This window comes from Bacillus sp. mrc49, assembly GCF_002803435.1.
This window is the reverse complement of sequence record NZ_PHNG01000009.1, coordinates 1-448: the sequence shown is the minus strand read 5'-3', so window position 1 is coordinate 448 and position 448 is coordinate 1. Positions and strand designations below refer to the sequence as shown.

General features: G+C 62.7%; 1 protein-coding gene. It reads left to right on the top strand.

Annotated elements, in window-relative coordinates:
- The coding region (locus tag CVN76_RS00165) for a DnaJ C-terminal domain-containing protein (RefSeq protein ID WP_332850574.1) at positions 1 to 448 on the top strand (448 nt) is incomplete at both ends.

Below are 448 nucleotides of genomic sequence, written 5' to 3'. Positions count from 1 at the left end.
GGTTCCGATCTGCGCTACAACATGGAGCTGTCCCTCGAGGAAGCGGTTCGTGGCGTGACCAAAGAGATCCGCATCCCGACGCTGGAAGAGTGTGGCGTTTGCCACGGCAGCGGCGCGAAGCCAGGCAGCTCGCCGGTGACCTGTCCAACCTGTCACGGTCAGGGCCAGGTGCAGATGCGCCAGGGCTTCTTTACCGTGCAGCAGGCCTGTCCGCACTGTCATGGCCGCGGTCAGATCATCAAAGACCCTTGCAACAGCTGCCACGGCCACGGCCGGGTAGAGAAAGCCAAAACGCTGTCGGTGAAAATCCCGGCCGGCGTGGATACCGGTGACCGCATCCGCCTTGCGGGTGAAGGTGAAGCAGGCGAACACGGCGCACCGGCTGGCGATCTGTACGTTCAGGTTCAGGTGAAGGCTCACCCGATCTTCGAGCGTGAAGGCAACAACC